Here is a 25888-nt window from a genome sequence, read left to right on the forward strand (position 1 = left end):
TCGCACCCGGCGCTGGCTGACGGCTGGGCCGTGCCCGCCTCCCCTGGCATGACGCCGCCTCACAGCCCTGGCGACGGCCCAGGGGCCGCCCGCACCGTCCTGCCCGGACACCGCCAACGCCCTGCGGAAGCGCGGCACTTGTGGCCTTCCGCGCTTCGTATCCATTTAAGGAGCAGACCGCATGAATGACTCTTCTGCAGGCACGCAGGGTGCCGGCAAAGCGGTGTTCACCGCCCGCTCGGGGCGGCTGGCCGCGCTGCCGCGGTTGCTGTCGCTGGACCAGAGCGGCGAGCTGACCAGCGCACACGTGAAGCTGGTCGCCACGGCCGTGGGCCGCTCGGAGCGGGCGGTGTGGCGGTGGGTCGCCACGGCGCGCGCCACCGGCCGCGTCGACGCGGCGTCCCGGACACGGTTCAGCGTCACCCCGGAGATCCGGCGGCTGCTGGTGCTGTGGGGAGGCAACGCCTCCGCCGTGCACCGCGAGCTCAAGCAGCGGGCCCTGGCCGATCCCCGGCTGCCTGCGGCCCCGTCGCTGTCGACGATCCACCGGGCGCTGCGCCGGGACCTGACTCTTGGGGAGCGGGCCGGGCTCGCCAAGGGCGAGGCCGCCCGGCGGGCCTTCGACGTGTTCGCACAGCGTCCTCCCGCGCACCGCAACGCCGCCTGGGAGGGCGACCACAAGTGTGTGCCCGTGCGGGTGCTGCTCGAGGACCAGTTCGTGCAGCCCTGGGTGACCTGGTTCATCGACTGCCACACCAAAGTCATCACGGGGGTGGCTGTGACGCCTCATGCGCCCAGCGCGGATGCGGTGCTGGCGGCCCTGCGGATGGCCCTTGACCGTGCCGAGCCCTTCGGGCCGGCCGGCGGCCTGCCGGGCCTGATCCGGGTGGACCGCGGCAAGGAGTTCCTGTGTGCCACCGTGGCCTCGGCCCTGGGCGCCTTCGCCGTTCCCGTCGTCGATCTTCCCGCCTACAGCCCGCATCTGAAGGGCACCATCGAGGCGCTCAACGGTGCGGTCGAGGAGATGCTGTTCGTCTCCATGCCGCGCTACGTGCACCGGCAGACACTCACCGGCGGGCGTACCGCGGATCCGGACGAGCCCGCGCTCTCCTTCGAGGCGTTCGTGGAACTGCTGCTGAAGTGGGTGCACTGGTGGAACACCGAGCACCAGCCCAGGGCGCTGGGCGGCCGTACCCCGATGCAGGCGTGGTCGTGCGATCCCACTCCCCTGCATGACGTTCCCGCCGAACAGCTGGCCCATTTCGGGCTCGAGGACGACGGCCGCACCCGCACCATCACCACGCAGGGCGTGCGGTGGCGCAACCGCCACTACATCGCCCCCTGGATGGTCGGCCAGGCCGGTGTCCGTGTCGCGGTGCGCCACCTGCCCCACCACGACCTGACCATCGAGGTCTTCGGCCTGGACGGCGTACACCTGGGCAGCGCCGTTCTGGCCGAGGCGGCCAGCGAGGAGCAGGTCCGTAAGGTCCGCAGCGCCCGCACCGCGAAGGCGCGGCGGCTTCGCGCGGACATGAAGGCCGCGGCACGGCTGCGCCGCGAGCGCTTCGAGGCCGTCACCACCGCCGCCCCGCCCGAGCGTCTGGGTGCGCTGACCGAGGCGGAGGCCGAGGCAGAACTTGCCGACTCGGCTGCCACGGACCTGCGGCGGGCCGATCCCGGCTACATCCCGCACCAGCCCGTCCCGGACGGCTGGGCCCGCCCGATCCCACCGGCCGCGGACGAGCCGGAGGACGACACCCCTGAGGAGAACGCGTGAGCGGTGACATGGACTACGGCAGGCTGCCCGCAGAGGACGAGGACCACTTCCACCGCCTCGATGCGCACCTGGTGGCCACCGACGCGCTCATGACGACCCTGGACGACGTCCAGGCGACGATCGATGCCAAGGCCATGATGGTCGCCTACGGAGCGGCCGGATACGGCAAAACGATGTCGGTGAACTCGGCGCTGCGCAAGATCGCCCCCGACAACACCTACCGCCTGGAGCTGCGCTCGGGGCCGACCCCCCGCGACATCCGCCACGGACTGTTTCACGCCCTGGGGCTGCCCGGGGAACCGCCGACCCGGCCGATCGAATTCGACACGCTCCTGAAGGAGACGCTGTCGCAGACGTTCCGGGTGCTGGTGTGCGACGAGGCCCAGTGGATGGGCCGCAGTTCGTTCGAGTACTGGCGCCACCTGTGGGACGACCGCAACACCGACATCGCGGTGATCTTCGCCGGCGGCGATGGCTGCTACAAGGTCCTCAAGCGTGAACCGATGCTGGCGTCACGGATCTTCATCTGGCAGAAGTTCACGCGCATGCCCGAGGCCGAAGTCGTCGGCACACTGCCGGCGTTCCACCCCCTGTGGACCGGGGTGGACCCGCAGATGATCCGCAACATCGACCGGGCCGCGGCCCACGGCAACTTCCGCAACTGGGCCACCATCACCAAGCACATGCTCAACGGCATGAAAAAGAAGGGGCTGACCGAGGTCAAGCAGGACCTCGTCAACTGGGTGTACAGCAAGCTCGGCGGCATGTAGCAACGCCCACGCAGGCGCGGCGGCCCGGCAAGCCCGGGCCGCCGTCGGCAACCGTGCGCCGTACGGACCGGCCTGGCGCCTGGCCGGTCCGGGGCGGTGTGGCGGCGCGCGGCCAGGAGAGGGTTGTGGCAGTGGCGTACAGCGACGTGACGATCGTGGTGGACGAGCGGGATGACCTGTTCTACACGCGGGCGGCGCTGCAGGCCCACCGTCCCGGGGAAGGCCGCATCACCGTGCAGCCGACGCCGGCCAGCGCAAGTCCGGCCGCGCTGGCGCACGACATGCTGTATGCGCTGGGCAAGCGGCTGGCCCCCGGGCCCGACTCCCCCGATGTGTGGCTGGACTCGGTGAACGCGGCCTGGCTCGCCGCGGCTGCCTGGGGCGTCGCAATGGGGGTGCGGCACGTTGTGGTCCCCCGGGCCCATCTGCTGACCATTCGGCGCATCGACCAACTGCTCGCCTGGCGCGAGTCGACGGGGGCTCAGCTGACGCTGCTGTGGCAGAAGGCCCCGCGCGGACTGCCGCCGGCGCTGGCCCGCGTGGAGCGCCGCATCAGCGGCCGGACCCAGTTCAAGGCGCTCCTCGCCGAGCCGGGACCGATACCCGCGCGCCCCTCCTTCCCTCCCGCTCCCCCGGCGATCACGGGAGCGGCGGCGACGGCTACGGGGCAGTCACCCACCCCGCAGCCGCGCGGGACCAGGGCCGCGTCGACGAGGCCCGGGCGGCGGGCTCACCCTTGCGCCGGTGCGTTGGCCACGGCGCAGCTCGACCAAGCCGCCCCTGCCCTCGAGATCGCGTCCGAGGAGGCCACCGCTCTGGCCGCTCTCGCGCACCCGCTCATCGCCGGAGCTCTAAGCGTACTGGCCTTCACACGGGCCGGTCTGGGCAGCCTGCGCTTCACCCGCGACCTCGACATCTCCGGCGACGTCTGCGTCATCAAGCTCCACGGGGTCGGCCATCGGCACTGCCCTTTGCATGCCGTGCCTGCCTGGGCACGCCCGCTGCTGGCCGGGGCCCGCGCCCACCACCGTCTGATGGCCTGCTCGCCCAGGGAGAGCGTGTTCTCCCCTGTCATGCTGGCCGAAGCCCGGCATCTGCGCGCGCACGCCGGACGTCTGCCTCAGCTCGACTTGTCCCTGCTCGCTGGCATCCTCGTCCCTTGAGCCGTGCGCAGCGAGGCACTCGCCCTGCGCCAAAGACGCGGCAGGGTGTTGATGCCGTGTTCGCAGCAGGCCACCGGCTGGAGCAGGAAGGCTGGAGCCGGACACGCCCGGCCCGAACCGACCTGCTGGCCGCTGCCCGCTTCTGGGAGGTCAGGAGCTGCCGGACACGTGCACGGCTTTTAGCAGACCGGGGAGTGCGGGGAGGACTTCGTCGTAGAGCGTCTCCTGTTCGCAGCCGTGCCCGTCGGTCCGGGCGATCTCTTCGGCCAGGTCGCGCAGGGCCTCGATGCCGTCGCACGCCAGCTGGGCGGCGAGCTTGCGGTTCTCCTTCAGTTTCGTGGGCTCCTGACGGTACTTGGTGCCGCCCCGGTAGAGGTCGACGGTCATCGCGACGGGTGTGACGGGCCGCCCGATGCGGTCGGCGAGGTTGCCGATGATGCGGATGCCGTGGGCGTCGAGGTCGCCCCATGCCGCGAGGGGCAGGCCGTCGAGGCCGCGGAGGAATTCGGCCAGGCCGTCGGTCGCATAGCCCTTGCCCCAGATGCACAGCCAGGTGTCGGCGATCTCCGGGATCTTGCAGACCTGTTCGAAGGTGTCCTCGTTCTCGACCAGGAAGACGCCTCGGGCGTCGCAGGAGATCATGCCGAGGGCGCGGACACCGCGGGCGGGAAGCGCGAGCCAGGGACGGCAGGCTGCCGCGTCGGCGATAACGGTACCGACGCGCCACTGCAGGGGGCCGCGGATGCGTAGTTCGGTGTCGGCCTTGTCGACGGCCTGATCGAAGGGGATGCCGATCAGGTTGGAGAAGGCCTGCTGCCGGGCGGGGGTCCAGGCGCTCTTGGTGTCGCGCAGGCTGCGTCCGGCGAGCTCCTTCGCGGTGATCTTGCGCGGTGCGCCTTGAGCGGGCCACCAGACGCCGGCGGCCCGGATGGCGATCTCGTATACGCGCCAGTCCTCGGCCCTGGTGGCGGTGCCTTCGGGGATCTTCAGGACCCGGCCGGGCGGCGTCGTGGCCAGCAGAGCGTGCTCATGGGCGAGCTCAGGGATGCCGGACATGATGTCGAGGAGCTCGCGGTGCAGGTCCTCAGGATGCTGGCGGCCCTGGAGTTCGGCGAGTTTGTCCTCGGCGAGTTCGGCCCATGACCGGGTCAGGGTCCATGAGCGCGGACTGTAGCCGGTGGCGTTGACGACGTCGCAGCGCAGGATGACGGCGCCACAGCGGATGAGGTCGGCCACGATCTGCCAGGCGTTGTCGCCGAGGTCGGCCTGGATGGTGGGCCAGCGTTTGGCGGTCTTGGTCTGCAGGACTTTGATCAGTTGTCGGGTAGTCAGGGTGGGTGGCGGGTCGTAGGGGCTGACGGGGTGGTCGGCGACAAGGTCGACCTGCCGGGGGCTGACGCGTCGTCGGCGGTCTCGGGGGACGCGCACGTGGATGGTGTCGTCGCTGTCCTTGGTGATCCGCGGCAGTGTGACGGCTGTGATGCCTGGCGGCAGGTTGCGCAGGGGAACGGTCTCGCGGCCGTGTGCCTCGCCGATGAGGAGAGGAGGTCGTTGAGTGAGGTCAGGCATGGGCGCGTCCTGCGGTGATCCAGTCTTCGGTGAGTTGGGTTCGGGCACCATTGCTGTCGAAGGCCCATGCGCTGGTGGGCTGGTTGATGATGTCGGCTGCTGATGCGTGGACGAACCACAGCAGTTCCCCACAGACGTCGGCGGCGTCGGCGAGGACGCTGTCCTGGCAGGTGCCGAGGATGGTCAGGTGCTGGTCGCGTGCGACGTCGCGTAGGGCAGCGAGCATGTCCTTGCGGTTGACTTCTCCGAGGCTATTGCCGAGTTCGTCCAGGATCAGGACCCTGCCCTGGGTGTGAGAGTCGGCCAGGAGCGCCGCGAGGACGAGCAGGATGGCGTGCACCTTGACCTGGGCGCTGTTGGCGTTTTCTCGGTAGGAGACGTATCCGCCGCTGCGGGAGCGTTTCCATCGTGGGATGACCTGCCACTGCCAGTCCCCGGCGCCCTGGGGACGGATGCTGATGTGCTCGAGTTTGGCTCCGTGGCCGTCGCTGCGCAGGTCGAGGTCGTGGAATGCGGCGCTGATCTGAGCGAAGAGGCCGTCGAGGTGCTTTTCGATCATGTCCTGGAGGGTTTCCAGGTTGCGGGCGCTGGTGGTGACGCCGTCGGTGAGTTCTGCGATGGCCTGCTGCCGGGCGTGCTGGTCGTGGGTAATGCGCGCTGCGGCGACCTCGTCTTGGTCCCGATGGCCGGCGAGGCGGTTGTCCAGCGGGGCTGCTACGTCGGCGAAGGTGAGGGAGGGGAGGCCGGCGGGATCGGTGTCGGCGAAGGACTGCATCATTTCCTGGCCCGTGCGGAGGTCTTGGCTGACGTCCGCGCCTGAGGTGCCGTCAACGCCGTAGTGCTCGTAGGCCCGGCGCAGTTGGTCTTCCGATTGTCGGCGCAGGGCTGCCGGCCGGGAGGAACGGGTCTGGTCCGATGTCTGGTCCAGGAGGCGGGTGGCGTCTTCGAGGGTTGCGCCCCACTGCTGCTGCCACTGGGCGGCGGCGACCTGCTCGCGCTGGCGTTCGAGGGCGGCCAGGTTGCGCTGGCGTTCCTTGAGCGCCTTGCTGGCCGCTTCCAGGGTGAGCTTTGCGCTGGTGAGGAGCTGCTTGTGGGAGGCGTGCCGGGCCACGGCCTCCTGCCAGACCTGCTGGAACTCCTGCTCGTCGCGAGCGGCGTTGGCGGAGCGGCTGGCAAGGTCGTCGATCTTGGCCTGGAGGTCGTTCTCCTGGGTGCCAAGGTGTGCGAGTTCTTCAGCCGCCTGGGCGGCTGCGTGCAGGGTCTGGGCCAGGGTGAGGGCAGCGGTGGCCGCGGTCATGGCTTCGGTGGCCTCGGTGCAGGCTTGTTCTGCGGCTGCGAGGTTGGCGCGGGCCTGTCGGAGTTGGGCTTTGCGTCCGGCCAGGGCGGTGGGGAAGCCGCCCGTCACGGTCAGCGCCAGTGCCTGGTCACGGACGGCCAAGCCGTCGGACGAGGGAATCAGGCGCTGTTGGAGGGTGGCGAGGAAGCGGGTCACGTTCAGGGTGCTGTGAATGCCCTCGGGCAGGGCTTTCTGCCCGGTGTCGGAGGAGATGATCTGGGCGCCGGGCAGAGCGGCATGCAGCAGGCGCCGGGCTGTGTCTTCGTGCTCGGGTTCGACGACGATCGCGTCCTGCCAGGGGGCAAGGCGCGGTTCCCACTCCGGGCGTACGCCCTCGTCTACGTTGAGCTGGTCGAGCAGGCCGTGCGCACGAATGCGGTGTTCGCCCAGCAGATCGATGGCGCGGCCGGCTTGACCGCTGCGGCCCTGCTCGACGTCGTGCAGGTGGGTGCGGGCATGGGTGAGGGCGCTCTCGGCCTCGTCGCATTGCAGCTCTGCCTTGGCGTGCTCGCGTTGGCGTTGGTCCAGGCGGGCGGCAGTGGCGGTGCAGTCGCTGCCGTCCCAGCCCTGCGCCGCAGGCAGCAGGGTGGCCCGCCGGTTCCGCAGCATCGCCTGTTGCGTAGTCAACTCCGTCATTTTCCTGGACAGTTCGCCGACAAGTTGTCGTGCGTCGGACCATGCCTGGTGGGCTGCGCCTTTTTGGGCGGCGAGTTCTTCGGCGGACCCGAGCAAGTTCAGACGGTCCTCGGCATCCTGCACGAGGACCGCGGCTTTCTCGGCGGCCTGCTGCTCTTCCTCCATGAGCGCGGCAACGCGCTGGTCACTGTGGTGGGCGTCGCGGTAGGAGGCCGCGAGGTAGCGGTGCCATGCCTCGTGGCCGCGCTGGAGGGCGAGGCGGGCGGTCTCGCGGGCGCGCACACCGCTCATCACCTGTTCTTCGGCGAGCAGTGCCTGGGTGTGCTCGGCCTGGGCCTTCTCGAGGCTGATCCGATGCTGCAGGGCCTGGCCGCGCAGGTCGTCTTCCTCCTCCAGCAGGGGGGTCATGCCTGACAGGGCGATCAGGGACCGGCCGATGTCGTGGGGCTCCATCTCGGTCAGCTGCTGGCTGAGCAGTGAGGGCACGGGCGGGCGCAGGGCGGTGTCGAGGTAGGTGAGGCAGCGCGGGGCGGTGCCGTAGAGCTTCTCGGCCATGGCGCGGGCAGACAGGAGCTGGCGGGTGCCCAGCTCGCGCCACAGGGCGTCGGCCTGGATGCTGCGCTCGTGATCGGTGGGGGCGTCGGCGACGTGCAGGCCTTCAGTCCAGTTGGCCTGCAGGTAGGGGGTGGTGGTCGCGATGCGGACCCAGACGGTCAGGGGGTTCGCGGCCGGTTCGTCGGGGTGGGCGAAGACGCCGACGATGTAGCCGTGGGTGACCGGGGACGCCTGGTGAGCCTGGTCGACGCCTGCTGCGTCGGGGCGGAACAGGATGCCGCTGGCGTGCCGACCCCCGTTGGTCTCCAGGCGCCACTGCGGATCGGCCAGCAGCAGGGAGACCGCGATGAGGAAGCTGGTCTTGCCGGATCCGTTCGAGTCGTCCTTGGGGCCGATACCGGAGACGGCGATGAAGGTCTCCGGGACGATCGGGACGGCGTGTGCCGTGAGCCGGGCGATGTCGAAGGCCTGGACAGCGATGAGCTGGCGGTCGCCGACGATGCCCCGGGACGGGTCGGAGGGGGGCGGGGTGGTCATGATCTGTCGTGCACCTCGTGATCAAGAGCAGTGGCCGTCGGCGCGGTGGGGCGGGCGCGGCGCCGACGGATCGATTCGGCGAGAGCACTGTTGGGATCGGCGAGCAGGATCAGCTGTTCGAACAGTTCGGCGCCCACAGCCGCCGTCAGCCGCAGAAACTGGTGGCCCAGGACGTAGCCCGTTCTGGTCCGCCGGACCAGGTCGGCGTCGGTGAGGCGCTGCAGCGCGCTGGTGAGAACGACGTCGGACACCTGGCAGCCCTTGAGCTGGTCCCTGGGCACGGGGGTGCCCTGGGTCCACAACTGCTCGGGCAGGGCGGTGCCGGACGCTCGGGGAATGGCGACGCTGAACAGCAGGATCAAGGTGAGGACGGCGCGGTCGTCGCGCGGCAGGACTCCGATTCCTTCGTGCGCCAGACGTTGTCTGATCTCGTCGGTGTAACCGGAGAGGTAGCCGCCGCCGACCGCGAGCAGGGTGCGTCCGGATGCGGCCAGCACCTGTTCCACCACGATGCGCAGCGGGATCTCGGCGAGGGCACGGAAGTGGAGGGACGGTACGGGGATCACGGCGGTCTCCACGGCGCAGACCGCCGCTCGGACGTCGGCCCGCCGGTTGTGGGACAGGGCTTGCAGTGCCGGTACGTCCACGGGCTCACTTCTTCCTCGGAGCGGGCAGGATGTCGTAACCGTTGCGTAGTTCGGCCACATCGCGCTCGGACCACAGCGCGACCATGGGTCCGAGGCGGATCATGCCGTCGCCGCCGTCTGCCGCGAGGTGTCCGCATGCGCGCAGGAACCGCAGGGCCGTCAGGAAGTGCCCGGTCTGCGCCAGCACGGCCGCCCCGTCGCGGGGCGCGAGGGTGTCCTGGAGAGGAGTCAGGGCGGCGAGGACGTCCTGCTGTGCGGCGGGTTGTCCCGGATATAGCGGCTGGCTGGGGTCAGGCCAGCAGTGGCGGATGCAGCAGGCCAGCGTGAGCAGGCGGACGGTCGAGGCGGTTCGGTGGACGTCGTTGTCGCCCAGCGCGCCACTTGCCGGTTCCACATCGGGAGCCCAGCCGGTCATCAGCTCCTGGGTCCCGTCGGGGGTGACGACATCGACCAGCCGGCGCTCCACATCGTCGGCGGCGCAGCGCAGCTGGGTGAGTTCTGCGCGGTCCGCCGGGACAGGGACCGTGCGCAGGGCTCGGGCCCGTGCCAGCAGGTAGGGGTCACTCATGGGGGCTCTGCGGTGCGGCTTCGGTGTCGTCGTTTATGTCTTGTGGGCTGTCGGGAATGCGGTACACGGTCACCGGCGAGGCGTAGGTGACCGGCCCTGCGGCGTCCACGATGACCTCGCGGGAGATGTCGAGCATGAGCGGGATAGCGGGGTCGGCTGCGGCGCGCAGCATGTCGACCAGGTGCTTGACCGCTGCCTGCCAGGGCAGGGCACGCAGGCGGGCGGTGACGTCGGCTTCGTCCTTTCCGGCCATGAGTAGGGTCACGGTGGCCTCTCGCCGCTGCCGTGCGAGCGCGGCTTTGGCGCGTGCGGTCTCGACCGGATCCGGGCCGGGCGGCTGCGTCGGGGGGCGCGGCAGGCGCTGCCGCGGCGGCGGGGGCTGGTGGTCGGCTGCAGCGGTGAGGATCTGGCCCGTGGTGATCTGGACGTGGGGCGGATCGAAGACGGTCGTGGCGAACACCTGCGCGAGCGTTTCCGTGGAGGAGCGAAGGGCCGCAGTCAGGTACTGCTCGGGTAGGAGCATGCTGAAGTCGCGCCGGGTGGTGGCTTGTTGCATGAGCCGGTCGTGGAACTCGTGGACGGCTCCTGTGTAGCGCAGGGCTTCCCGGATCAGGCGGGTGCCGCCGGAACGCAGTGCGGGGTACTGCTCGGCGACGGCATGGACGAGGTGTTTCGCTTCCTCGAGCGATGTGGTGTGGGCGTGGTGGTGACGTTGGCCGAGCAGTTCTTCGATGGGCCTGGTGCGCACCAGCCGCAGCAGGTGGTTGGTGTAGTTCGCAAGGCTCCGCCGGGCCTGGGCGATCTTGGCGGCCAGTTGTTCCTCGGTCAGGGAGCCGTTCAGAAGGCCTTCGCGGGCCCGGTCCAGCAGCATGGTGATCTCCTGGACACCGCCGGCCTCCCCCAGGCGCTCGTACACCAGCAGTGCGGCACCGCTGGTCGGGTTGAACACATACCGCTGGTCGTATGACTTGCCGTGCAGCGACTCCAGCAGACGAAGTTTGATGAAGATCCGGAATCTTGAATCGAACTCGTCGGCGGAGGCCACCGCGGCGCAGGCCTGGGCTATCTCCCCGCGGCTCAGGCCGTGTTCGGAGCCGAAGTCGCCGAACACGTCCCGGACGGCCTCGGCGATGCGCAGTGCCACCGGATCGCGTGTCACTGCGCTCGGTGCAGCAGCGACCGGTGCCACGAATGGCGGTATGTGTTCTAGACCCTCCGCGTCGTCCTCCTGCTGCACGGAGAACAAGTCAGGCTGATCCGGCAAGTCCCCCTCCACCCCCGCATCACGCGCGTCCCTGGACCAGCATGACCGCTACCGGGCTCAAAGGGCCTGGAAACCACAAAACTTGTCTTTATCCATCCCCAGCCCCAGCCGCAGCCGCAGCAGTGAGCGTGTGTCAGGCGCATCGGGCTCGCCGAGGTCTCTATCGTCCGTCTCGCTGGAGCGGGGCCTCGCGTCGAGCCGGCCGCCATGTACGCGAGTATCAACGCCTGCGGCATCGCCGCTGGCACCGTCAGCGCCGATCCCGCCGGCATGCTCGCCCCTCAGCGCAACCGCCTCGGTCCGCCAGCGGGAGTTGCCGCTGCGCACCGACCTGCGGGTCCTCAAGGCTGAGGTCCTGGCGGCCATCCTCGTCGGGCTCATGCAGCTGGCCGGGCGCGCACGCCGCGGCGGCACCTCCGTCGAGCTCTACCTGGTCGGAAGCGCGGACGGAGCGCCCGCCGGCTCGCCGAACCGCCGCGCGCTCACCTGCGCCAGCGCCCCTCTCGAAGCTGCCGAGTTCGTCGCCGGTCTCTACGAAGAGCTCGGCTTCGACGCGGTCGACGCGAGTCCGCGCAGCGAATGGCCGCTTGCCCCCGTCCCGCGTAGCCCGCTATCCCGGTGACCAAGGAGCAACTGTTCGCCTACCTCGCGACGGCCAGGCGCGCGGCCTGAGGATCGGCCCACCGGCAGGTCCAGTGCAGGTCCCCGGAGTCCGGGCAGGCCTGCCATGACCTGACCAGTCCGGTCCGGACCAGCCGGTCGAGCATGTCGGGCAGCTCCGTGGGGTGCGTTCCGCAGGCGCGCGTCATCTGGTCGAGTTCGGTCAGGCCGGAGCCAGTTTCGGGATCGGTATGTGCCGCGAGGTAGACAACGGCTAGTTGCAGCAGTGACCCAGTGGCCTCTGCCCCGGCCGGGGAGCCAGCGCGCAGCGCCCAGTCCGCGGCCTGCACACGGTCTGGGCGGGCTGGGGCCTGGCCGAGCACTGTGATGTCGAGCAGTTCGGCGACGACCTCGCCGGCGGAGCATGCGGGGGCGATACGCAGCCATCGCACGTGTTCCAACTCGTGCCACGGGCCGGGGCCGTTGAGACGGAGGCTGCGCGGGATGCCCTGGGGCAGCCGGACGTGCATGGTGGCGTTCATGCGCAGGGCGCACTGCAGAGCGAGCAGGCGTGCGGCGGGCGAGACACCTGGCGGAAGTGCGGCGGCCAGGTAGCTGAGCATTTCGCGTACGCGGGTCTGTTCACCCGGGCCTCTGGCGCGCCGCTTGCGCCGCCGAGCGGTGGACGGTTGCGGCGACGTGCGGGCGGGGGTGGTGTCGGGCACGACGGCGGCCTGGGCGGTCGCGGCGGCGCAGGTACTGCAGGCGTCGGCGAGTCGCCATACTCGTCCGCCGCGTTCACAGGCGAGGAGAAGGCGGATGGGGCCGTCGCAACCGCGGTGACGGGGGTGCCAGCGGCAGCCGCGTTCGTGGCACTGGCAGATCCTCAGGTGGGGCGGGACGAGGTCGCTGCGTGCGTGGCGTGCGAGGTGGGTGAGGGCGGCCGAGCGGGCGGAAGCCGCGGCGACCTGTCCGCCGGCGTGCGGGCATTGTGGGCAGACCAGGACGAGCCCGCCGGGGTGCGAGCGCAGTTCCACGGTCCAGGCGCGTGGCGTCGCCGGGCATGTTGTGCGCTGCCTCATGGGCGCGTGTTCCTCCCTGTGCTTGCGCGCCGGTCCCTTCAGGGGCTGTGGCGGCCACTCACCATAGGGCAGATCTCTGCCCTATCGCTGGCGCCGCGACCTGCAGAATTAGGGCAGAGTTCTGCACTGACAGGGCAGGGGTCTGCCCCGTCGGATGGACGGGTGACGATCTTGCCGCCCGATCCGGACCTCAACGCGCTGCGCTTGGAACTCGCGCGCCTGCGGGCCGTGCGCGGATGGACCTATGACGAGCTTGCCGCCCGCAGCGGCCTGGCCAGGCGCACCCTCATCGAAATCGAGCAGGGGCGCACCATCGGCACCTTGAAGACCTGGCACGCCCTTGCCCACGCCCTGGACACCCCGCTCGACGAGCTCTTCAGCACGCTGTGCCGCGGGCACGATCTGCCCGGGCCGAGTGAAGGCTGATACCCGGTCCGAGCGGCCGCCGCGGATCACTCAAACCAGCGAGGCAACCTCGAACGCGCAATCGGCCTTTCGCACTCCCGTTGCGTCGCGTGCGGCCGGGTAGGTGACCTGGCGGCAGCGCTGCCGTGGATGCCGCGTGTTGGCTGGCAGGTTCGCGCGCATGCGCTCCACACCTCCCGCCTCCCGCCACTGGGACGGCAGCCCGGTCCTCGCCCACCGCGTGCGCCGCTCCCTACAGGTCTGCCCCGACGGCGTCAGCCGACTGCTGCGCTGCGGCCAAAGCGGCCGGTGCCGCGACTGCGGCAACCGGATCGAGTGGTACCACCGCAGTACTGAGCGGGCCGTCCGTCTCCATCCCCAGGAACTGCCAGCCGCCCGAGTGCCCGCCGTGTGCCGCTGGCACGTAAGCTCCGGCGTGGCCCACCCGGCCGGAGACGGCAGCAGCTGGTGCCGTCTGCCGCACGCCGTCGTCTGCCCCGCCCGGGATATTCCCCCCACTCCCCCTGAACTCGCCGGACTGCGCCGGTCTCTGGCCGTGAATACCCGCCGTCTGATCGACGCCGGCGTCTTCACCCCTCCCCCGGCTTCGCCGGACGGCCCTGCGTCCCAGCAGGCCGTCTGCCGACCGGCCCGGCCCATCGTGCAGCTGCTGTATCTCCGCTACCTCGCCTCCCGGCCGGTGGAGGAGATCCAGTGCGTCGCGCAGACCCGGCGCCGCGATCGCTGCACCAGCCCGCTATTCACCCCCGGCGCTCCGGCCGGCGCCTGGGCGCTGGTCCCGGCCACCGCATCAAGCGGTCAACTGGCCCTGCCCGCTCAGGTCATGGCGGTCTACGACCTCAACCGTGTCCCCTACGCCGAGCAGCTGCGCTGGCGCGCGCAGCGCTGCCCGCAGCACGCCGCCGCACCTACGGCCGCCGACGTGGCGGTGGCCGACTGGGAGCCCTTCGACCCGCTGCGCCACCACGAGCACATCCACACCCGCCTGCCCACCACTACCCGACGCCCCCGGCCTGCGGACCGCGCACGGCAGGCGGCCCGGCCGTGACGTCGCACCACGCCGTCGAGATCCTGTTGACCCAGCCCGCCGCTCCCGGTGAACTCCGCCAGGCGCGCTGCGGTGTGCGCCTGGCCGCGAGTGCGGACCGCACCCGGCTGATGGCGGTCTGCAGCGCCCGCAGTCCCAGTGGCGCCTTGTACGCGCTGCGGCGCCAGCTGGGCGCACGCCTGCCGATCCACGTCCTGACCACGCACTACCCCGACCGACACGGCCAGGTCCTCTCAACGTCGCCCTGGACCACGCCGCCGTGGGGGCCCTGCGCCAGACTGCGGCCGTCCTGGGGCAGCGTCCCCAGGAGCTGCTGCGGCGGCGAGTGACCGCGGCCCTGGCCCGGGACGAGCAGGAACGCGCCCCGGCGCCTGGAGGTCCGACTCGAGAGTCTGCTCGCCGACCACCAGCCCGAAGAAGTCCTGGCCTGCGTGGCCGGCCTCCTGCACAGCCGCCGGCACCATCCCGCCCGCACAGCGCCGTAACCCCGTCTGCCGTGTCGCTCCCGACGCGGCGGCTGCAGGCGCCCCTGATCCTCTTCATCTTCCGCGGAGCCCTTGTTGCACACGCCCACCGACGAACAGGCCCACGCCGTCGACGCCTTCCGGGCCGGTCACCATCTCGTCCTGCAGGCCGGCGCCGGGACGGGAAAGACCAGCACGCTCACCCTGCTCGCCGCCAGCACCCTCAGCCGCGGCCGCTATCTCGCCTTCAACAAGGACATCGCGCGCGACGCCGCCGCTCGCTTCCCGCGCACGGTGGTGTGCAAGACCGCCCACGCCACGGCCTACGCCGCCCTCGGCCACCGCTACACAAGCCGGCTCAACAGCCCCCGCCAGCCGGCCTGGAAGACCGGCCAGGCACTCGGCATCACCCGCCCGCTGCGCATCGGCGATCACGAGATCAGCCCCCGGACGCTCTCCCACACCGTGCTGCGCACCGTCACCCGCTACTGCCACTCCGCCGACCGCACCCTGGCCCGCCACCACGTACCGCACCTGCGCGGCCTGCACACCTCCGGCGAACACGCCCAGCTCGCCCACGAGGTCCTGCCGTTCGCCCTCAAGGCCTGGGCCGACCTGCGCAACCCCGAGACAGGTGTGGTCCGCTTCGGACACGACCACTACCTGAAGATGTGGGCTCTGACTGAGCCGACCATCGACGCCGACTTCCTCCTCCTCGACGAAGCCCAGGACACCAATCCCGTCCTCGAGGAGGTCTTCACCGCCCAGCGCCGCCATGCCCAGCTCGTCATGGTCGGCGACTCCGCCCAGGCCATCTACGGCTGGCGCGGCGCCCGGGACGTGATGACCGGCTTCGACGCCACTCCCCTGACCCTGACCCGCTCCTTCCGCTTCGGCCCTGCGATCGCCGAGGAGGCCAACCGGTGGCTCACGCTGGCCGACGCCCCCATCCGCCTGACCGGCACCGACACCATCCCCACCGACGCCGGCAGCCTCAAACGGCCGGACGCAGTGCTGTGCCGCACCAACATCGGCGCCATGGCCGAAGTCATGCGCCTGCTCACTGCTGGCCACCGCGTCGCCCTCACCCGCGGCGGCCGGCAACTCGCCGCACTCGCCCTCGCGGCCCGCGACCTGAAGGACGGCCGCCGCACCTCCCACCCCGAACTCGTACTCTTCGCCTCCTGGGGAGAGTTGCAGGACTACGCGGCACACGACCCCGCCGGACGCGACCTCCAACCCTTCGTCGACCTCGTCGACACTCACGGCCCCGACGCCATCCTCACCGCAGTCGATCAACTCACTGACGAGACCCACGCCGACGTCACCGTCTCCACCGCCCACACCGCCAAAGGCCGCGAATGGCCCACCATCCGAATTGCCGACGACTTTCCCCCGCCCAGGGACACCAACCAGCACGACAGCCAAGGACGCCCCATCCCCGAACCCGTCAGCGACACCGACGCCCGCCTCGCCTACGTCGCCGTCACCCGCGCCCGCCACCACCTCGACCTCGGCGGCCTCTCCTGGATCAACACTCACCCCACCGCCCCGAGCTCGCCCTTGCCTCCCGGACACGCCTGACATCGAAGAGCAGCCCGAGCGGGGCGACTGCACACGCCATTGCCCTTTCCGAATGTCCGCACGCGCCTCACCGACTGGCTTACGCGTCCGGCACCCTGAGGAGGCGGGCGGGTACCCGATCCCATGTGCTGTTGGTGACGGACCCTATGCCGCATCGACATCTTCGAAGAAGGAGATTGTCGGCACGAGGCAGACTTCAAGCGTGGCTACCGCAACTGAAGCAACGGTTGGTTCGGGTCGTCCACCATGTCCTACGCGTCCTCGTCCGGAGCCTTCGCAAGCTGGGCCAGTACAGAAGCCGCGTAGCCGAGCCAGGTGTGCCGGGGCAGACGTCCGCGTGCACCGAGTGCGATCTCCTCATCATCGACCCATCCACGTACGGCGCCCTCGGGAATGAGATTGTCGTCGCCGAGGAAACTCGCCATGCCGACAGCGTGGAGCTGGTAGGAGGCCAAGACTCGAGCGTCCAACGGGCCATTTTCCCTGACTTCGATCCCCGTCTTCCGCGCCCATTGGCGAGCCGCTTGGGTCAGCTCCCGATCCGCCCGGCCTCGCGGGAAGGCACGGGATGCATCCTGTCGGCATCCGCAGCTCTTGGTGTTCCCGCGAGTAACGTCGGCCTGTGGGAGCCCGGTAACGACCGTCATACACCTGCATTGGTAGTCCCGCAGCGATCCAGCTCGCTTCTTCGGATTGGGGTACGGAGGGCCCACCGGTGTCAGCCAGCTGTCCGCATGTGGCTCGGTGGCCTTGAGTTGCCGTGGTACGGCGGCCGCTTTCGGAGCTTTGGGAAACCGGCGGGGCCGGTACGGCATACCTAGCAGGGCCTTCTCCACATCGGCCGCCGCTGTATCCGTGCCGTGCTCCATGTAGCTGGCGAGGCCGGGCAGCGGGTGCAGGCCGAGCTGGTGAACGCGCAGCAGGACTGCGGCGGCTACCTTCCACGCGCTCCAGCCTGAGCCGACAACGACATCGTGAGGTCCGACCGGGTCAAGGTCTTCGCGGACCCGGATCACCGTCTGGCCGGCGGCGGCAAGACGCTCGGTCTTCAGGCGATCGTCGGCTGCGCGGTCGCGCCAGGACTCAGGTCCATGGGTCTTCCAGCCGTCGAACTCCACAACGAGTTGCAACGCCTCTTCCCACATGTCGACCCGCACGCCGCGGTACCGCTTGCCGGGCACCGGGTCGAGTGGAATCGGCGCCTCGAGCTCCAAGGCTGGCAGGTGGGTACGCAGCTCGTGGTAGAGCGCAAGCGCCTTGGCGGAGACGTTCTTGCTGCACTTCAGACAACCGGACCGCAGCGCCTTCGCCGTGCGGCGGTTGGGCGGTGCCAGCCAGTCCTCATGCTCCCCCTGTGAGGACGTACAGCGCCACGTCACCTCGATCTTGGACCCGACAGGGGTGTTGTGCGCGTTCCGGCCTACCGGGCCACGCACCCATTGCTCCGCGAGCTCCGGATACCACGCAGCCAGGCTGTTGGAGGCGTCGGCTTGGTCGGAATTGCAGACCGGGCAGCCGTTGATCCCAGCCGCTTTCCCGTTCCTGCTCCGCCGGCCGGTGCGGCTCTTGGTGGGCTGCTTCCAAACGTGGGTCGCCCAGTACCACTCACCGGTGCTGGGTCGAACGGCAGGAACCTGGTGCCACCAGGTCACCGGCTTGTTGCTGCCGTAGCTGATCTCCTCTGGCGCACCAGAGTCGGGGTGAAGCTCGGCGGCCAGCGCGGAAATGGCCGCCACGGACCGCTCGAGGGCAGGTCGCTCTCCTGGCCGCGGCGCCGCGCCGGAACACTTCGGGCACATGCTGGGCCGGTCGGTGCGGCTGCGGTCCTTCGGCGGAGCCATCCACGAGCCGTGTCCCGGTTCCACAGTGCAGCGCCATCTTCTGTCGGTCGCATCCCGCACGCCCACGCGCGCGGCATCAACGGTGTCCGCCCACTGGTTCTTCAGCACCATGACGTCGGCCACCGACAGCTCGCGCAGATCAGGGGCAGCCTGCATGACACTCAGGACGTTGTCCCGGAGCTCCCGGTTGGCAGCGTTCTGCTTCTCGATCTTCGCGCGTACCTGTTCCAGCGAAGCGGCAACCTCAGCACGCCACTGCTGCGTAAGCTCCTGCCAGAACTTCTTCTGACGCTCGTACTGATCTGCGCGGCACAGACCGACGAGCGGCTCCGGAAGAACAAGCGCCCCCGTGCGTGGCGGCTCAACAGCTGAAGTAGCCCTGGCTTTCGGCGAGGAGGCAGCGGTCATGCGCCGATGATGGCGTACAGCACTGACACCCCGCTGGATGCGACAGCAGGCATCGCCGGGGACTGAGCCGCCTACGCAGCCGACATCGCCACCGCCATCAACCGTCTCCTCGCCGGCACCCCACGCCGGCCCAATGGGCGACTGAACGTCTCCCAGCTGGCCATCGAGGCAGACGTTAAGCGCTGGCACCAAACCCACCAGCACACCGATCTAAAGGACCGCTCCAAGCCGAGGTCGCACAGGCAGAGGCCAGCGGACCAAGGCAGCCCAGAGCGCTGACGCCTACGTACGCACTTAAGCGCGAGCACGCTGAGCTCCCGCCAGTACGCCGCCCCCTGGAGCGCCGCACGGAGATCTACACGACAGCGCTCAATCAGCTGACACTGGAGCACGCCGCCCTCAGAGTGCGATGCAGACGCAGCCAAGATCAGGACGCTGCCCCGGCGGCGCCAGCCCCTACCCTGATGCTGTGGCTCGCCAGCCTCTGCCAAGCCTGCCCCAATTCCGCCGAATCACAGCAGCCCCAGAGTAACGGTGAACCAGGAAAATAGCAGGTCAGAGGCATGCTTCTTAGCTGCAGCGGGCTCTCACTGACCACATCCTCGGATGAGGTTGGGCTCTGCTCAGAAACCTCGATAATCCTGTTCGGCCTGCGGGCATCTTCGCTGGTCAGAGAGACTCTGCTTGGCCAGTAGTGCAGCTTCTTCGAAGTTTCCACGGTTCCGAGTAAACGGAGCAGCTCGCAAGCACGTTAGAAGAGCGACGAACTTGCACTTCCCGTGTCTGTCGTCAGGTCTGGCTGCCGATGGCTCACGACGAGGGGTGATCGGCGGCCAGACCCTTAACTGGAGATCGTTGCCGCATAGCAGACGAGATCCCATCCCGTCTGCTCTTTCCGCTGCCCTCCACCCGAAAGGGTGGCTATGCCCGTTCTGGCTGGAAATCCGGCGCGTCCTACTTCCACTCTCTTCCCGTCCCCGGTCAACCGTCGTCGCGGCCCGGGGGGAACAAGAACAAGATCAACGACAGACACGGGAAAGCACATGCAGATCATCAAGCCTCCTTGGTGGGGGCTGGGGCCGCAGACGCGATATGCGCTGCTGGCCCTCTCGCTGGGCGGGTGCGTTCTGGTCCAGCAGGCTGCTCCGGAGTGGAGCTCGGCCGCGGTGAAGACCCAGCTGGCGATCATCAGCTCCGCACTGATCCACGTCCTCTGGCTGATCATCCAGCGGTGCTGGACGGCCCTGCGGCTGCGCTGGGTGTCCCTGCAGCAGTTCTGGTCGGACCTCCGGCAACTGGCCGCCCGAGCACGCGACCCCCAGCATGAGCGGCCCGAGACCCTGCGGGGGACCAACGGCACTACGGATGACAGCGGCTCGTTTTAAGGACGGACAGCGGGGCGAGGTCGGCGGCGGTGAGGACACCTCCCCGGCCTCGCCGGCGTGTTTCGAGGCGTTCGCGCGAAGCGCCATTCCCGCACTCATACGGGTGGCGCGGCAATACGTCCCTGATCACACCGCTGAAGACGTCGCGCAGGCCGCTCTGGAGGTGGTCCTCCGAAAATGGGACCGGGTGCTGACGATGGACAACCCCATGGGCTACGCCATGACAGTCGCGAAGCACCGGTCAATCGACCTATGGCGAAAGCAACGGCGAGAGTTCCCTGTCGACAGCGAACTGCTCGCGCCGCTCCTTGAGCAACAGTCAGACGCAGCAGCGAACGACGACGCCGATGCCCGCATGGAACTGCTGGCCCTAGTGACGGCAATGTCAGGGCGAGCGGGAGAGGTCTTGCGCCTGAGTCTCGCCGGCTTTACGAACCAGGAGATCGCTGAGCTCCTCGGCATTTCACAGAGCACGGTCAGAGTGCTGATGCATCGCGCTCGGCTCCACATCGTGGCCTCCCTGACCCCCGCAGCTCGGACCAGAGAACCCGCCCCTCCGCCGACGAGGCGACACCCTTCAAAGCGACGGGCCTCATGACGACCCGATGCAACATCCCTGTTGCTTGGCTAGCCAGGGGTCCGAATACTTTGAGCAGAACAGAGGCTCAGCATGAGAGTGCAGCATCCACGGAACCCCTGGCAGACGGTCGCGCGATGGTCTCGCCGCGATGCCCTGTGGAGGGCTGCGGGCGGCGACTGGCTTACGAGGCGCTGCTTTCGACGATGAGGTCGGCGAGCGGCTGCTTCTCGAGGTAGCGCACGGCAGTATGCGGATCGGTGATGCCGTTGCGGACGAGTTCGTCACGGACGGCCGGAGCGACGGCCCCCAGTCCGCTCTGGGCGACCAGGTCACCGGCGGCGTGGAGGTTCAGCCAGTCGATGCCGTCGGGCAGTGCAAGGGCGCCGTCCTGGCCCAGCGAATGACGGATGGTGGGCCAGGCCAGGGGGGATCCGCAGGTGACGAGTGCGGTCAGGCCGTCAGGGCCGGGGCCGGTGTCCTCGCGGGTGAGCATGTCGAAGGCGATGACGCTGCCCAGGGAGTGTGCGATGACCAAGCGGGGCCCGGGGCGGTGCAGTTCGGTGCGGACCTCGGCGCGGATGCCCTCACCGATGTCGTGGTGCAGGTAGCGGTATACCTGACGGACGAAGACCAGCAGGCGCCGCCCCATGTCACGGCCGATCTTGTGGTCGACGGCGACCAGGGCCTGGGCGACGGGTCGGGGGATATAGGGGATGCCCGGGCCGAGGGTTTCGGTCTGGAGCTGCTCGGGATCGAGGCCGGGTGGGGCGTACAGGGCGAGAGTGTCGAGGACGAACGCCTCTTCCTGGTCGGTGAAGGGGTCGGTGTCATCGACGAGCGGGGTGGCGTCCTGTGCGCCCAGGCGTTTGCTCGGGGTGCGGAAGAGGTTGCCGTAGTAGGCCACCGTCAGCGGGGGGACGGGGCAGGCGGGCCCGTGGTGGGTGCGCAGGCCCTTGGTCAGGGCGCCAGCCCACTCAGCCGAGAGTTTCACGGCGTTGGTGTTGCCCTGCCAGATGCCGTGGATACCGACGATGTGCACGCTGATCCTTCCCCCTGGGCCTGCGCCCCGCAGGATGCGGGGCTGGTGGCTGCCGGGATCCTATCCGGCCGTGTCGCGGCCGCGGTCTGGCTGGGGTGGTTAGAGTTCTGGGCAACGTGTGCGTGAGGGGGCGTAGTTGAACGGGGTGACGCCGTGGCCTCGGCGGCTGGTGGTCGTGGCGGTCGACGAGTACTTCACCGAGGATGAGGCCTTCACCGCGGGGATCCAGCAGCAGGTGGAGACAATCACTGGCTGGCTGGCCGACCCCGCGATGGAGGCAGAGCGGCGGTTCGAGGTTGCACAGCCCAAGGAGCTGACGCAGCCGGAGGACTTGCGGCTGTTTTTGACCGAGCAGGAACTCGCGCAGGCGCAGTGGGACCAGGCGCTGGTCGTCTACATCACCGGGCACGGCCTGCGCGGCCAGACCCGGCGCCATTACCTGACCTTCGGCCACACCTCCCCCGACCGGCTGCTGGGCACCGCGTTTCCCACCAGCGAACTGATCACGCAGGTCATGGACAGCGAGGCGGAGCACGTGCTGGTGCTCGTCGACTCGTGCTTCGCCGGCAGCCTCAAAAGCGAACTGGGCGTGCTGTTTGAGGAGTTGTGCACGCAGCGGCGCGACCTGAAGACCCTCGCTGTGATCACCAGCGGTAATTTCGAGCAGGAGCCCCGCCAGGGCGAGTTCACGCAGCTGCTGAATCTTGCGCTGGACAAGGCCAGGGATGAGTCGGCCGGCTTCACTGCGCCCCATCTGTCGTTCGAGGAATGGGAGAAGCTCCTCAACACGGTCGGGGATGAAAACCCCGGCCTGCTGCGGGCGCTGTGGGTGTGGCCGGACTCGCGCCGCCATGAGCCGAGCCTGTGCCTGCCCAACCCGCACTATCAGCCGCGGGAACAGGTCGTGGAGGCGTCCCGGCAGCCGGTGTCGCTATCGGCATCCACTCTGGAGCAGTACTGGCTGGCCCGTGCCTCGGGCCGTACCGATGACGATGATCCGGGCTGGTATTTCAGCGGTCGCCAGACGCTGATGCAGGCCCTGGTGGAGTTCGTCCGCACAGGGGCTGGGGTGCTGGCGGTGACCGGGGCGGCCGGCTCGGGCAAGTCGGCACTGCTGGCCCGGCTGGTCACGCTGAGCGATCCGCTGTTCATCTCCCGGTTCGCGGACATGGTCGAGACGGTCCCCGCACCCCTGCGGCCGCGGCCGCGTGCGGTGGACGCGGCCGTGCTAGCGCGGGGAAAGTCGTCCCTGGCGTTGATCGAGGATCTTCTGGCTGCCCTCGGCACCGAAGGCGCTGGTGACGAACTCCCTCTGCAGGCACTGCTGGACCAGGTTGCCGCTGCCTGCGCCGATGCGCCGGAGCCGGTAACCCTCGTGGTCGACGGACTGGATGAGGCGCAGGAGCCCACCGCGTGCCTGTCCGACGTGATCGCCCCGCTGGCCCGGCTGCGTGCCGCGAACGGGGAGCCGGCGGTGCGGTTGGTGCTGGGGATGCGTAGTTCGGCCCAGGACGATGGGGACGGCACGCTGCAGGATGCGGCCGCCGACCAGTTGCTGGGGTTCCTGCACACCGTGTTGCAAGCGGGGCTGGGCGAGAGCCGCGTGCCGCTGGACCTGCTGCGCACGGACGGGCGGCAGACCGCCGCCGACATCACCGCCTATGTGGAGATGGTGCTGCAGGCGGTTGAGGACAGCCCGTATGCCGGCCACGGCGCGGCGGCAGCCGAGGTGGCGGCGGTGATCGCGCAGGCCGTGAAGCCGTCGTTCCTCGATGCTCGGTTGGCCGCCGCTCAGCTGAGGTCCGCAATCGGTCGGCAGGACGTACACGATCCCTTCTGGCGCGGCCGGTTGCAGGCCGGAACGACGGCACTGCTCAGCAACGACCTGCGGCAAGTGGCCAAGGACCAGGACATCAGCCTTGGGCTGCTGCTGGCGGTACTGCGTGCCACCGCGTTCGCCCAGGGCGCGGGGCTGCCGTGGGCGGAGGTATGGCCAGCGGTGGCGGCTGCGGTCATCGGCCCGGATGCACCGTCCGCCGGGGAAATCGATGCGGTGATCCGCATGGTGCGCCACAGCCGCCTCGTCGGTTACCTCGCCGTTGGCGAGGAGGACGGCCGGGTCACCTACCGGCCCGCCCACCAGCGGGTGGTGGAGGTGCTCCTCTCCGAACCCGAATCACTTCTCACGATTGAACCCCATGGAGGCGCAGCTATCTTGGATGCGCCTGCAGGAGGTGCCTTGCGGTCACCGGAGGAGGTCCATCGAGCGATCGCCGGGGCATGCGCCCAACTCGCCCGCGCGGCCGATCCCCTGACGCCGCACCCCTATGTCCGGCGTCACACCGCAGCCCACGCCCAAGCCGGTCACGCGCTCGACGACGCGATCATGCCGCTGTCCCTCGCCGCCCGGGAGACCTCCGGAACACTGCGCACCCGGCTGGGACTCCCACTCCCCGTGGACGATCCGTCCCGTCGTGTTCTGACCGCAGCGGGGCTCATCGAGCCGTACGTGGACGACTCTACGGACGTGGCCTCGCGCGCGGCCAGCATCCGCTTCCAGCTCGCCGCGCTCACCCGCCATGGGCTCTCCGACGGTGCTCGCGTGCCCCAGCCACCCGAGACGTGGGAGGAAGCCCCGGCGCTGACTGCGACGGCCGTCCTCTGGAGGCCAGGCGGCAATGTCGTGGGATTCCCCGCAGGACACGTGCACACACTGTGCACGTGGAACACCCGGGACGAGCGCGGGCTGATCGCGGCCGGCACCCGGCACGGCATCGACATTTGGGACAGCAGCGGGCAGCGACTGGTGCAGATCAGCTGCCCCAGCGTCTGGGATTTGACCGTTCTGGCCGGGAATAGCGGCCGGGCCTTCCTCGCTGCTGCCACCTCGCAAGGTGCAGGCATCTTCGACCCTGTCTCAGGACAGCGGCTGGCCTGGCTGCCCCTGGCGCAGGCCCGCGAAGTACACGTGCTGCGAGAGGGGTTCGACCGCTGGCTGCTGGCCATTGCCACCTCGCGCGAGATGCTGGCCTGGGCCCCGTCGGAGCAGACACACGAGCGTATTCGCCTGCCCGAAGACCGGCTCGTCTTCACGGGAGGTGCCTGGGTGCGGGACGCGGCTGGGGAAAGCTGGAGACTGTTCAGGCGGTTCAAGGGCGCCCCGCTCCTATTCAACCCACGCACCCGGCAGGCCCGGCCCGTCGCGCTCAAGCCCACAACCGTGCGTTCGCTGGCAGCCGTTGCCGGCCCAGAGGGGGGTGGTGACGTTCTTGCCGTGGTCCGCAAAACCCAGGAAGTCGATCTACTCGATCCCTTCGGCGGCAGGCTGATCTCCAGCGGGTTTTCCCCAGGAGGCAAGGTGCTGCAGGTCCCGGTTCCCGGTGGCCGGAGCCTCCTCGGAGTCTGGGACGGCGCAATGATCACCGTGTGGGATGCCTCGGGCCCACGGCCTCGGCAGGTATCGCAATTTCTCTCCCGCGCCGGATCTCGGGCGGCGGGCGTGCGCGTGCAGGGCGATTCCGTGGCGTTGGTCGCCAGTAGCGACGAAGGCATCCTCCTGCACCAGGTTGAGCCCACCTCCACGCGCCCGGACGTTTTCGGAGTTACGGTGACCACGCCCGGCATGGCGATCGCGCAGACGGCTGACGGCCGTCAGCTGGTGGCCGTTTCCACGCTCATGGACCTCACGCTCCTGGATCCGGTCAGTCATCAGCCGCTGTACCGTCTGGGAACACAAGGCCCTCTTGGCGTCTTGGAGGTCGTCCCCGGCCAGGGCGACATCCCCGCCCTCGTCTTCAGCCAGCGTGGCCGTATCTGCCGGTGGGAACCGCAGTTCGACACCGTCCAGCACATCGCGGACAACTCCCGCTACCACGCCAGTGTCACCGTGCGACTTCCCAATGGACAAACCTGTCTGGTCCTGGCCCACTCCCGGGGGATCAACACGCTCGCCCTGCAGTCGAAGCAGATCACCGCGCTGTCGACGAGCACTCCCGTCACACACCTGCTGATGCTGCCCTCTCCCCCAGGTCAATGCCTCGTGGCAGGTCTGGGGCGAGGGAAAGTCACCGTGTGGGACGTTGTCACCGGGAAGATCATGCAGGAAGTTCCTCTGATGGCGCCGACTGCCGTCGTGCGTGCCGTCTGCCTGCTTCCCCTGCCTTCCACTCCGACAGCGGTGGCCATCGCCACCTCCGGACGAGTGTCTGTGTGGGACTCGGGCAGCTGGGAGTGTCTGCATGAGTTCGAGGTTCCATCGACGTACGCCATGATTCCCCTCTCACGGGACAACGGTGCGAGTCTGCTGGTCACCGCGACCGCAACTGGCTTGCGCCTGTGGGAACCCGATACGGGACGACTTGCCCGCTCCCTCATCACAGCAGCACCGGTCACCAGCGTGGTGCACACCACCACGGCCGGCCACCGACTGCACATCGGCGGTCCCGCAGGACTGGCTGCCCTGACATGGTCGCCCAACGCACAATTCGATTGACGCCCCCAACGATCACCGGAGCCTCGCGCCATAGCCCATCAGACACCGCCATGCCGCACAGGCATCCAACGCAGACAGTTGGAACGAGTGCGCCGCGGTCGATGAACTGGGACATCG

19 protein-coding genes are annotated in these 25888 nt (G+C 69.3%); 11 read left to right on the forward strand and 8 right to left on the reverse strand.

Annotation, left to right across the window (positions count from 1 at the left end; translation table 11 throughout):
- Positions 1-181: 181 nt before the first annotated feature.
- From ABT026_RS17845 to ABT026_RS17855, 3 genes are all read left to right on the forward strand, one after another.
- Entirely contained in the window at positions 182-1777 is a 1596-nt protein-coding gene (locus tag ABT026_RS17845) for a TnsB C-terminal domain-containing protein (RefSeq protein WP_351115470.1), read from the forward strand.
- Positions 1774-2547 carry an AAA family ATPase gene (locus ABT026_RS17850; RefSeq protein ID WP_078968246.1) on the forward strand — a complete coding sequence of 258 codons (774 nt, stop codon included), beginning with the start codon at positions 1774-1776 and terminating at the stop codon, positions 2545-2547. The genes ABT026_RS17845 and ABT026_RS17850 overlap by 4 nt, the downstream gene beginning before the upstream one ends.
- A 125-nt stretch (positions 2548-2672) precedes the next feature.
- The gene (locus ABT026_RS17855; protein WP_351115471.1) at positions 2673-3710 is read left to right on the forward strand and encodes a hypothetical protein; all 1038 of its coding nucleotides are present in this window, start codon (positions 2673-2675) and stop codon (positions 3708-3710) included.
- A 150-nt stretch (positions 3711-3860) separates the two neighbouring features.
- Here the strand turns inward: ABT026_RS17855 and ABT026_RS17860 are convergent, their stop codons facing one another.
- From ABT026_RS17860 to ABT026_RS17880, 5 genes are read right to left on the reverse strand one after another with little or no spacing between them, the layout of a single operon-like run.
- Entirely contained in the window at positions 3861-5279 is a 1419-nt protein-coding gene (locus ABT026_RS17860) for a Wadjet anti-phage system protein JetD domain-containing protein (protein ID WP_351115472.1), read from the reverse strand.
- The gene (locus ABT026_RS17865) at positions 5272-8343 is read right to left on the reverse strand and encodes a coiled-coil domain-containing protein (protein ID WP_351115474.1); all 3072 of its coding nucleotides are present in this window, start codon (positions 8341-8343) and stop codon (positions 5272-5274) included. Before ABT026_RS17865 ends, ABT026_RS17860 begins: the two co-directional genes overlap by 8 nt.
- Entirely contained in the window at positions 8340-8990 is a 651-nt protein-coding gene (locus tag ABT026_RS17870) for a hypothetical protein (protein WP_351115475.1), read from the reverse strand. Before ABT026_RS17870 ends, ABT026_RS17865 begins: the two co-directional genes overlap by 4 nt.
- A gap of 4 nt (positions 8991-8994) precedes the next feature.
- Entirely contained in the window at positions 8995-9558 is a 564-nt protein-coding gene (locus ABT026_RS17875; RefSeq protein ID WP_351115476.1) for a hypothetical protein, read from the reverse strand.
- Positions 9551-10795 (reverse strand): hypothetical protein, encoded by a 1245-nt coding sequence (locus ABT026_RS17880; RefSeq protein ID WP_351115477.1) that lies wholly within the window; start codon positions 10793-10795, stop codon positions 9551-9553. The genes ABT026_RS17875 and ABT026_RS17880 overlap by 8 nt, the downstream gene beginning before the upstream one ends.
- Positions 10796-11135: 340 nt before the next feature.
- On the opposite strand from ABT026_RS17880, the gene ABT026_RS17885 reads away from it, so the two are divergent.
- Entirely contained in the window at positions 11136-11444 is a 309-nt protein-coding gene (locus ABT026_RS17885; RefSeq protein WP_351115478.1) for a hypothetical protein, read from the forward strand.
- A 19-nt stretch (positions 11445-11463) separates the two neighbouring features.
- Here ABT026_RS17885 and ABT026_RS17890 read toward each other — a convergent pair whose 3' ends face one another.
- Entirely contained in the window at positions 11464-12147 is a 684-nt protein-coding gene (locus ABT026_RS17890) for a hypothetical protein (RefSeq protein WP_351115480.1), read from the reverse strand.
- Between the two features lie 519 nt (positions 12148-12666).
- Between ABT026_RS17890 and ABT026_RS17895 the strand changes: the two genes are divergently transcribed.
- The 4 genes from ABT026_RS17895 to ABT026_RS17910 all read left to right on the forward strand — a co-directional run bounded on the left by ABT026_RS17895 (position 12667) and on the right by ABT026_RS17910 (position 16026).
- On the forward strand, positions 12667-12930 hold the full coding sequence (locus tag ABT026_RS17895; protein WP_191878442.1) for a helix-turn-helix transcriptional regulator: 264 nt from the start codon (positions 12667-12669) through the stop codon (positions 12928-12930).
- Between the two features lie 160 nt (positions 12931-13090).
- Complete coding sequence (locus ABT026_RS17900) at positions 13091-13978, forward strand: DUF6083 domain-containing protein (RefSeq protein WP_351115481.1); 888 nt, start codon at positions 13091-13093, stop codon at positions 13976-13978.
- On the forward strand, positions 13975-14307 hold the full coding sequence (locus ABT026_RS17905) for a hypothetical protein (protein ID WP_351115482.1): 333 nt from the start codon (positions 13975-13977) through the stop codon (positions 14305-14307). Before ABT026_RS17900 ends, ABT026_RS17905 begins: the two co-directional genes overlap by 4 nt.
- Before the next feature lie 231 nt (positions 14308-14538).
- Positions 14539-16026, forward strand: a complete 1488-nt coding sequence (locus ABT026_RS17910) for a UvrD-helicase domain-containing protein (protein WP_351115483.1) — start codon at positions 14539-14541, stop codon at positions 16024-16026.
- A 251-nt stretch (positions 16027-16277) separates the two neighbouring features.
- On the opposite strand, the gene ABT026_RS17915 is transcribed toward ABT026_RS17910, so the two are convergent.
- Complete coding sequence (locus tag ABT026_RS17915; protein ID WP_351115485.1) at positions 16278-18275, reverse strand: zinc-ribbon domain-containing protein; 1998 nt, start codon at positions 18273-18275, stop codon at positions 16278-16280.
- Between the two features lie 1043 nt (positions 18276-19318).
- Here ABT026_RS17915 and ABT026_RS17920 point away from each other — a divergent pair.
- Together ABT026_RS17920 and ABT026_RS17925 are read left to right on the forward strand one after the other, a co-directional pair.
- Positions 19319-19660, forward strand: a complete 342-nt coding sequence (locus tag ABT026_RS17920; protein ID WP_258782967.1) for a hypothetical protein — start codon at positions 19319-19321, stop codon at positions 19658-19660.
- Positions 19641-20258: an RNA polymerase sigma factor gene (locus ABT026_RS17925; RefSeq protein ID WP_258782968.1), complete on the forward strand. Its 618-nt coding sequence runs from the start codon at positions 19641-19643 to the stop codon at positions 20256-20258. The genes ABT026_RS17920 and ABT026_RS17925 overlap by 20 nt, the downstream gene beginning before the upstream one ends.
- Before the next feature lie 163 nt (positions 20259-20421).
- Here the strand turns inward: ABT026_RS17925 and ABT026_RS17930 are convergent, their stop codons facing one another.
- Positions 20422-21279, reverse strand: coding sequence for a hypothetical protein (locus ABT026_RS17930; protein WP_351115487.1), 858 nt, complete (start codon positions 21277-21279; stop codon positions 20422-20424).
- A gap of 175 nt (positions 21280-21454) precedes the next feature.
- On the opposite strand from ABT026_RS17930, the gene ABT026_RS17935 reads away from it, so the two are divergent.
- Complete coding sequence (locus tag ABT026_RS17935) at positions 21455-25771, forward strand: nSTAND1 domain-containing NTPase (protein WP_351115488.1); 4317 nt, start codon at positions 21455-21457, stop codon at positions 25769-25771.
- Positions 25772-25888 lie beyond the last annotated feature (117 nt).

Source organism: Streptomyces sp. NPDC002734 (assembly GCF_040295685.1).
Classification (GTDB): Bacteria; Actinomycetota; Actinomycetes; order Streptomycetales; family Streptomycetaceae; genus Streptomyces.

What these genes read in the sequence shown, in the direction of transcription:
- ABT026_RS17860 (WP_351115472.1), bottom strand. Translation starts at nt 5,279, where the DNA reads ATGCCTGACCTCACTCAACGACCTCCTCTCCTCATCGGCGAGGCACAC.
- ABT026_RS17875 (WP_351115476.1), bottom strand. Translation starts at nt 9,558, where the DNA reads ATGAGTGACCCCTACCTGCTGGCACGGGCCCGAGCCCTGCGCACGGTC.
- ABT026_RS17915 (WP_351115485.1), bottom strand. Translation starts at nt 18,275, where the DNA reads ATGACCGCTGCCTCCTCGCCGAAAGCCAGGGCTACTTCAGCTGTTGAG.
- ABT026_RS17920 (WP_258782967.1), top strand. Translation starts at nt 19,319, where the DNA reads ATGCAGATCATCAAGCCTCCTTGGTGGGGGCTGGGGCCGCAGACGCGA.
- ABT026_RS17865 (WP_351115474.1), bottom strand. Translation starts at nt 8,343, where the DNA reads ATGACCACCCCGCCCCCCTCCGACCCGTCCCGGGGCATCGTCGGCGAC.
- ABT026_RS17900 (WP_351115481.1), top strand. Translation starts at nt 13,091, where the DNA reads ATGCGCTCCACACCTCCCGCCTCCCGCCACTGGGACGGCAGCCCGGTC.
- ABT026_RS17845 (WP_351115470.1), top strand. Translation starts at nt 182, where the DNA reads ATGAATGACTCTTCTGCAGGCACGCAGGGTGCCGGCAAAGCGGTGTTC.
- ABT026_RS17925 (WP_258782968.1), top strand. Translation starts at nt 19,641, where the DNA reads ATGACAGCGGCTCGTTTTAAGGACGGACAGCGGGGCGAGGTCGGCGGC.